This is a genomic window from Pseudomonas sp. P5_B2, from assembly GCF_056400445.1.
Map to the genome: position 1 here is coordinate 1 of NZ_JBFULH010000193.1, position 7493 is coordinate 7493.

Annotated in this window: 5 protein-coding genes; all 5 read right to left on the minus strand. The window is 59.6% G+C overall.

The features are described 5' to 3' along the window. The coding region (locus AC1DRJ_RS15495; protein WP_477802941.1) for a GNAT family N-acetyltransferase at positions 1 to 814 on the minus strand (814 nt) is incomplete at its 3' end. 68 nt (positions 815 to 882) lie between these two features. Further along, a complete protein-coding gene (locus tag AC1DRJ_RS15500) occupies positions 883 to 1119 on the minus strand; it encodes an anti-sigma factor family protein (RefSeq protein WP_477802942.1) in 237 nt (78 codons plus the stop codon). Next, complete coding sequence (locus tag AC1DRJ_RS15505) at positions 1113 to 1727, minus strand: RNA polymerase sigma factor (protein ID WP_477802943.1); 615 nt, start codon at positions 1725 to 1727, stop codon at positions 1113 to 1115. Before AC1DRJ_RS15505 ends, AC1DRJ_RS15500 begins: the two co-directional genes overlap by 7 nt. Positions 1728 to 1881: 154 nt before the next feature. Further along, positions 1882 to 3003: a beta-ketoacyl-ACP synthase III gene (locus tag AC1DRJ_RS15510; protein WP_477802944.1), complete on the minus strand. Its 1122-nt coding sequence runs from the start codon at positions 3001 to 3003 to the stop codon at positions 1882 to 1884. A 401-nt stretch (positions 3004 to 3404) separates the two neighbouring features. Then, positions 3405 to 7316 (minus strand): ATP-dependent RNA helicase HrpA, encoded by a 3912-nt coding sequence (gene hrpA, locus AC1DRJ_RS15515; protein ID WP_477802945.1) that lies wholly within the window; start codon positions 7314 to 7316, stop codon positions 3405 to 3407. Positions 7317 to 7493: the final 177 nt, after the last annotated feature.

The following is a 7493-nucleotide window of genomic DNA, read 5'->3' on the forward strand; positions in this document are numbered from 1 at the left end:
GGCTGAAGGCCATGGCCACCGGCCGTGAGCCCTGTTTGGCTAGCACCACACGAATCGATTCCGGCATGCGTTCGGCCAACAGGCTGAAAAATTCGCGGGTCAAATAAGGCCGTTGCCGACGTACCGCGTAGGTATTGGCGTAGCACGCATAGACGAAATCCCACTGCGCCTGATCCAGCTGCCGACCTTCAAGCCATTCGAAATCAATGCCCTGTCCCGCGACTTGCTCACGCTCTTTGCGCATCTGCTTGCGTTTGCGTGAACTCAGCACGTCGAGAAAATCCTGAAAATCCCGATAGCTGCGATTCTGCCAGTGGTACTGACAGCCAATTCGCTGCAACCATCCGGGCTGTTCGGCCAGTGCAGCGTCAGTGAACGGGTCAGTGAAGTTGATGTGTGCGCTGGAGAGTTCTTCTATCTCAAGATAGCCCGGCAGGCTTTTGAGCAACTCGAAACCGTCCTCGACGCTGGCCGCCAGCAAGCGTGGCCCGCTGACGGGACTGAAGGGTACGGCGGTCAATAACTTGGGGTAATAGTCGATGCCGGCCCGCTCGCAGGCATCCGCCCAGGCATGATCGAACACGTACTCGCCATAGGAATGCCACTTGCGGTAACTGGGCAGCGCGGCGATCAGCCGATCCCCTTCGATGTGCAACAAATGCTCGGGTTGCCAGCCGGAATGCGGTCCGATACTGCCACTGTCTTCCAGGGCACTGAGGAACGCATGGCGCAGAAATGGTTGATGCTCAGGTACGAGTGCATCCCAGGTGTGCGATGCTATTTCGGACAGTTTTTCCAAACGTTGCAACGGCATCAATTTCAACTCCACTCTTGCTGAAAGCCCTGCGAGCCTGTTTCCTGCCCCCGCAATGAATCCCTTTGTTATGGAATGTCCTTGCGACGCTCGGCAGCGAGACGTTCGGCCAGAGCGTCGGCGTTCGGCACAGTTTCTTCGGGCATGGCACGCAATGTCGCCTGCATCAGCCTCATCTGACGAATGAAGCGCCGGCAATTCGGGCAGAACATCAGGTGATGACGCACCATCAGCCGCTCACGAAAACTCAACTGACCGTCAAGATAATCGCTGGAGCGTGCCACTTGTTCCTTGCAAGTCAACATTCCCCGGTCTCCTCAAAATGCTCCACCGTCGCAAACACCTTCAACCGCGCCCTGTGTAGCAGCACGCGAACATTGGAGAGCGAGATTTCCAGAAGATTACAGATCTCCTGCAACTCCAGCCCTTGACGCTCACGAAGTGACAACACACTTCTTTGCAGCTCAGACAGGTTCAGTAACGTGTGATCCAGACATTCGCGCAACTCGCTTTCGGTCAGCAGTGCCTCCGGCGTGTCCTGGTGCCATGTGAAGGGAGCCACCAGCCAGTGACCATCACCGGGCGAGAAACGATCATCATCGATGGTGCCGTGGGGTGACGGCAGGTCATCGAGGAGCACTTCGCGGCGGTTTTGTTTGTATCGACCTTTTGCCGCATTGGCCGTAATGGTCAGCAACCAAGTCTTGAGGCTGGAGCGCCCCTCGAATTTACTCAAGCTGCGCACGACCGACAGCCACGCATCCTGGACGATTTCATCGGCATGGCGATTGCCCACAATCGCATAGGCCACCGCGCGCATGGCGCTCTGGTAGGTGCTGACTAATTCTTTGAAAGCCTTTTGTTCACCGGCCAATAATCGCTCAAGCAGTTGCGAATCGTCAGCCGCCATCATTCAATCTCCTTGTTCAGACTTCGAAAATGACGACGGCAAGACTTTGCCCATTGCGCAGTCCTGCCGTCATTCCCGAAAACTACAGTGTCCTGACGGTTTCGAATGTAGGAAACAGCTTATTTTCCCAGGTAAAACACAACTACCGGGATTCGACTCAACGCTTGCGCAGAATCACGCTACCAATCGAATAACCGGCGCCAAACGAGCTGAGCACGGCCAGCGAACCGGCGGCCAGATCATCCTGGTTCTTGTGGAATGCAATCACCGAACCGGCGGAGCTGGTGTTGGCGTAGGTGTCGAGAATGACCGGTGCTTCTTCTTCGGTGGCTTCGCGACCCAGCAGTTTTTTGACGATCAGGTGGTTCATGCTGAGGTTGGCCTGGTGCAGCCAGAAGCGCTTCACGTCGCTTATGTTCAGCGCATTCTCTTCCAGGTGCGTCGCGATCAGCTCTGCAACCATCGGGCACACGTCACGGAACACCTTGCGGCCTTCCTGCACGAACAGTTTGTCCTTGGCGCCGATTCCCTCTTCCGCCGTGCGGTTGAGGAAGCCGAAGTTGTTGCGGATGTTGTTGGAGAACTTGGTCAGCAGCTTGGTGCTGACGATGTCGAACTGGTGTTTGGACGTTGCCAGGTCAGCACGTTCGATGATCACGGCTGTGGCCGCGTCACCGAAGATAAAGTGGCTGTCGCGGTCGCGGAAGTTCAGGTGACCGGTGCAGACTTCCGGGTTGACCATCAGGATGGCCCGGGCCTGGCCCAGTTGCACACTGTTGGCGGCCGCTTGAATGCCGAAGGTTGCCGAGGAGCAGGCAACGTTCATGTCGAAACCGAACCCCTGGATGCCCAGCGCTTCCTGGACTTCGATGGCAATGGCCGGGTAGGCGCGTTGCAGGTTGGAGCAGGCGACGATCACGCCGTCAATGTCCGCGGCAGTCTTGCCGGCGCGCTGCAAGGCTTGCTCGGCGGCACCGATGGCCATTTGGCAGAGTACCGACCATTCGTCGTTCGAACGTTCCGGCAGGCGTGGCGCCATGCGTTGCGGGTCGAGAATGCCGTCCTTGTCCATGACAAAGCGGCTTTTGATACCGGAAGCTTTCTCGATAAACGCCGCGTTGGACTCAATCAACGCTTCAACTTCGCCACGGGCGATGGCCTCGGCATTGTCGGCGTTGAATTGCGCAACGTAAGCGTTGAAAGACTGCACCAGCTCTTCGTTGGAGATGCTGTTGGCCGGGGTGTAGAGGCCGGTGCCGCTGATGACGACGTTATGCATGGTTGTTTCTCTAATCTGTTCAGGCAGAAAGCATTGGCACCGACGTACCAACGCACAAGGGGTCTGTTCCCGTCATGGGAAGCCAACCAGGCATCGCTTTATTCCGATCCGCCCGAACCGTGAAGGGCTCAAAACCGCGGGGCCGGCGTTTATAGGCGCGAAGTTTGCCATAAACATTGGGTTTTGGCGCCATTTGCAAGAGCAACGGCGTACCTACTGTGGGAGCCCGTGTGGTGAGGGGGCTCGCCCCCGTTCGGTTGCGCAGCAGTCGTAAACCAGGCAAACGTAGTGTGTCTGACGAAATGCGCTGACGGGTTTTGGGGCGGCTACGCCACCCAACGGGGGCAAGCCCACCTCGCCACACAAGCCCGCTCCCACAGGGTATTGTGCAAGCCTCAGCTCTAGGGTTCGACCTGAGTCCACTGTTTGTTCAGGCGCTTGTCGGAGATCGGCACCTTGGTCCCCAATTGTTGGGCGAACAGCGAAACCCGGTATTCCTCCAGCCACCAGCGATAGAGCTCCAGCTGCGGATCGCGTTTGCCTTCCTGGGCGTGTTTGCTGGCGCGGGTCTGGTATTGGGTCCAGAGACCAGACAATTCGCCGCTCCACACCCGATCCCTCTGCACTTGAGCTGCGATTTTTTCGAAGCGCTGCTCGACCGCTTTCAGATAACGCGGCAATTCCTTGAGCCACACCATCGGCGTTTCACGAACAAAACCCGGATACACCAGATGACTGAGCTGCTGCTTGATGTCGTTCAAGGCCACGGCTTGTGCCAGGTCGATCTTGCCCTTGAAGCGTTTTTGCAGCCCATGCCAGAGCTTGAGGATCTCCAGCGTCAGCTTCGCCAGACGCTCGGCGTGTTCAGTCCAGCCGCCACGCTTGCGCTCGGCCAACGCCGCCAAACCGGCGCCATCGCGCGGCAACGGGTCTTCGCCGTCAAGAATGCAGCTGTCGAGACTGGCCAACAGAATGTCTTCCACCAGACTGTCAATGCGCCCCATGTCGCGGTACATCAGGCCCAGTTCGGTCAGCCCCGGCAACTTGCTGCGCAGGAACTTCGCCGGTTCGGCCAGTTGTTGCATCAACAAACGCTGCAAGGCACGGCGATGCTGGAACTCGGCTTCTGCCGGCGTCGAGAAACGCCCTTCCTTGACCGTACCGCCCTCTTCCACCAGTGCCGGGTAGACTGTCATCGACAACCCGGCGATCTTTTGTTGGGTTTTCTCGGCGACAGCGGCAAAGACTTTCGCCTCCACCGGCTGCTGGCTTTTTGCGGTTTGCGGTACCGCTAACGCGGCCTGGCTGGCTTCGGCAAAACGCGCCGTCAGTTCGGCCAGGTCACGCCCTTCGCCAAGGAACTTGCCCTGGCCGTCGACGATTTCCAGGTTCATCCGCAAATGGCTGTCGACCTGCTGCGACGCTTCAGCCCACGCTTCATCGCTGACCCGCGCACCGGTCATGCGCAGCAACTCGCGGCCCAGCGCCAGAGGCAACGAACCCTCGGCGAAGGTCATGCGCTGCAACGCGGCTTTGACGAAGTCCGGCACCGGCACGAAATTCTTGCGCAGGGCCTTGGGCAGGTTGCGCACCAGCGCGATGCACTTGGCTTCGATCACACCGGGCACCAGCCATTCAAGACGTTCCGGCGGCAGCATCGGCAGCAACGGTGCCGGCACCCGCAGGGTCACTCCATCGCGTGGATGGTTAGGCTCGAAGTGGTAACTCAACGGCAGTTCCAGATCGCCGATGTGCAAGGTGTCCGGGTAATGCAGCGCGGTGACTTCGCTGGCCTCGCGGGCCAGCACGTCTTCTTCGCGCATGATCAGCAGCTGTGGGTCTTTCTGGCTGTTGACCCGATACCAGCTGTCGAAGGTCGCGGTCTGGTGGATCTCTGCCGGCAATCGCGCATCGTAGAAGGCGAACAGGGTTTCTTCGTCGGCCAGAATGTCGCGACGACGGGCCTTGGCTTCCAGTTCGTCGAGCTGTTCCAGCAGTTGCGCATTGGCCGTCAGGCATTTGGCCCTGGATTGAATCTCGCCGCGAACCAGGCCTTCACGAATGAAAAACTCTCGGGACACCACCGGGTCAATCGGCCCGTAATGCACCGGCCGACGGCCGACCACGATCATCCCGAACAAGGTGATCTGCTCGAAGGCCACGACCTGACCGCGCTTTTTCTCCCAGTGCGGTTCGAAGTGGTTCTTCTTGATCAGGTGCCCGGCCAGCGGCTCGATCCAGTCGGCGTCGATCTTGGCGACCATGCGCGCATAGAGTTTGGTGGTTTCCACCAGTTCGGCCGTCATCAACCATTGCGGGCGCTTCTTGCCGATACCCGACGAGGGGTGAATCCAGAAACGTCGCTGACGGGCACCCAGGTAGTCACCGTCTTCGGTCTTCTGGCCGATCTGGCTGAGCAGCCCCACCAGCACCGCTTTGTGCAGTTTCGGGTAATCCGCCGGCTCTTTGTTGATGCTCAACTGCATGTCGCGGCAGATCAGGCTCAACTGGCGGTGCGAGTCGCGCCATTCGCGCAGTCGCAGGTAATTGAGGAAGTTCTTGCGGCACCAGTTGCGCAACGGGCTCGCCGTCAGCGCCTGGCGCTGCTCTTCAAAACCGCGCCACAGATTGACCAGACCGGCGAAGTCCGAGTCCACATCTTTCCATTGTGCGTGGGCCTGATCCGCCGCTTGCTGACGCTCCGGCGGACGTTCGCGCGGGTCTTGAATCGACATGGCGCTGGCGACGATCAGCACTTCCTGCAAGCTGCCCAGCTTCGCCGCTTCCAACAGCATGCGGCCCATGCGCGGGTCCACCGGCAAGCGCGCCAGATTGCGCCCCAGCGGGGTCAGCTGGCTGTTGCGGTCCACCGCCGAGAGCTCTTGCAGCAGGTTGAAACCGTCGCTGATCGCCTTGCCGTCCGGAGGTTCGATAAACGGGAAATCGGTAATCTCGCCGAGGCGCAGGTGCAGCATCTGCAAAATAACGGCCGCGAGGTTGGTGCGCAGGATCTCCGGGTCGGTAAATTCCGGACGACCCATGAAATCCTCTTCACCGTAGAGGCGGATGCAGATACCCGGCTCGACCCGCCCGCAACGACCTTTACGCTGGTTGGCGCTGGCCTGGGAAATCGCTTCGATGGGCAGGCGCTGGACCTTGGCGCGATAGCTGTAACGGCTGATGCGCGCGGTACCGCTGTCGATCACGTAACGAATGCCCGGCACCGTCAGAGAGGTTTCCGCGACGTTGGTCGCCAGGACCACGCGACGGCCTGGGTGCGACTGGAAAATCCGCTGCTGCTCGGCCGGTGACAAACGTGCGTACAACGGCAGGATTTCGGTGTGCTTGAGTTGAGCCTTGCGCAGCATGTCGGCGGCATCGCGAATCTCACGCTCGCCGGGCAGGAACACCAGCACATCGCCGGGGCTCTTGCGCTCGCTGCGTTCGAACGCGGCGATTTCGTCGAGGGTGGCGAGAATTGCCTGGTCCACGGTCAAGTCATCCTCGACGCGGTTGCCCTCTTCGTCCTGTTCCAGCGTCAGCGGGCGATACCAGGTTTCCACCGGGAAGGTGCGACCGGAGACTTCGACAATCGGCGCGTCATCGAAATGCTTGGAGAAGCGCTCCAGGTCGATGGTTGCCGAAGTGATGATGACTTTCAGGTCCGGGCGACGCGGCAGCAGGGTTTTCAGGTAGCCGAGCAGGAAGTCGATGTTCAGGCTACGTTCGTGGGCTTCGTCGACGATGATCGTGTCGTAGCGTTCGAGGTAGCGGTCGTTCTGGGTTTCCGCCAGAAGGATGCCGTCGGTCATCAGTTTGATCAGGGTGTTGGAATCGCTCTGATCCTCGAACCGCACCTGATAACCGACCAGCGAACCCAGCGGTGTCGCCAGTTCTTCGGCAACCCGGCTGGCCACGCTGCGGGCGGCGATTCGACGGGGCTGGGTGTGGCCGATCAGGCCATGCTGGCCGCGACCGATTTCCAGGCAGATCTTCGGCAATTGGGTGGTTTTACCCGAGCCGGTTTCGCCGGCGATGATCAGCACCTGATGCTTGAGCAGCGCTTCTTTGATTTCGTCGCGCTTGGCGGCAATCGGCAGGCTGTCGTCGTAACGAATCACCGGCAGGCTGGCGCGCCGCGCCAATACCTGATCACAGGACGCCTGCATCCGCGTCACCCACAGGGCCAGCTTGGCCTCGTCAGGTTTCTTGCGCAGCTCAAGCAACTGCCGCCGCAGCCGGTGGCGGTCGGCGAGCATGGCGTGATCGAGGTTTTTCAGCAGTTTGTCGATGGAGGGCGATTCGTCGGTCATCGGGTACGCAATTCAGTCGTCTAGTGGCGCAGGTTGCGGATTGTCGCAGATTTAAAGGACAAACGAGATCCCTTGTAGCAGCTGTCGAGCYCCAGCGAGGCTGCGTTCGGCTGCGAMGCAGTCGTCAATCCGGTCACCTCGGTTTACCTGACACACCGCGCTGGATGATTTTACGAC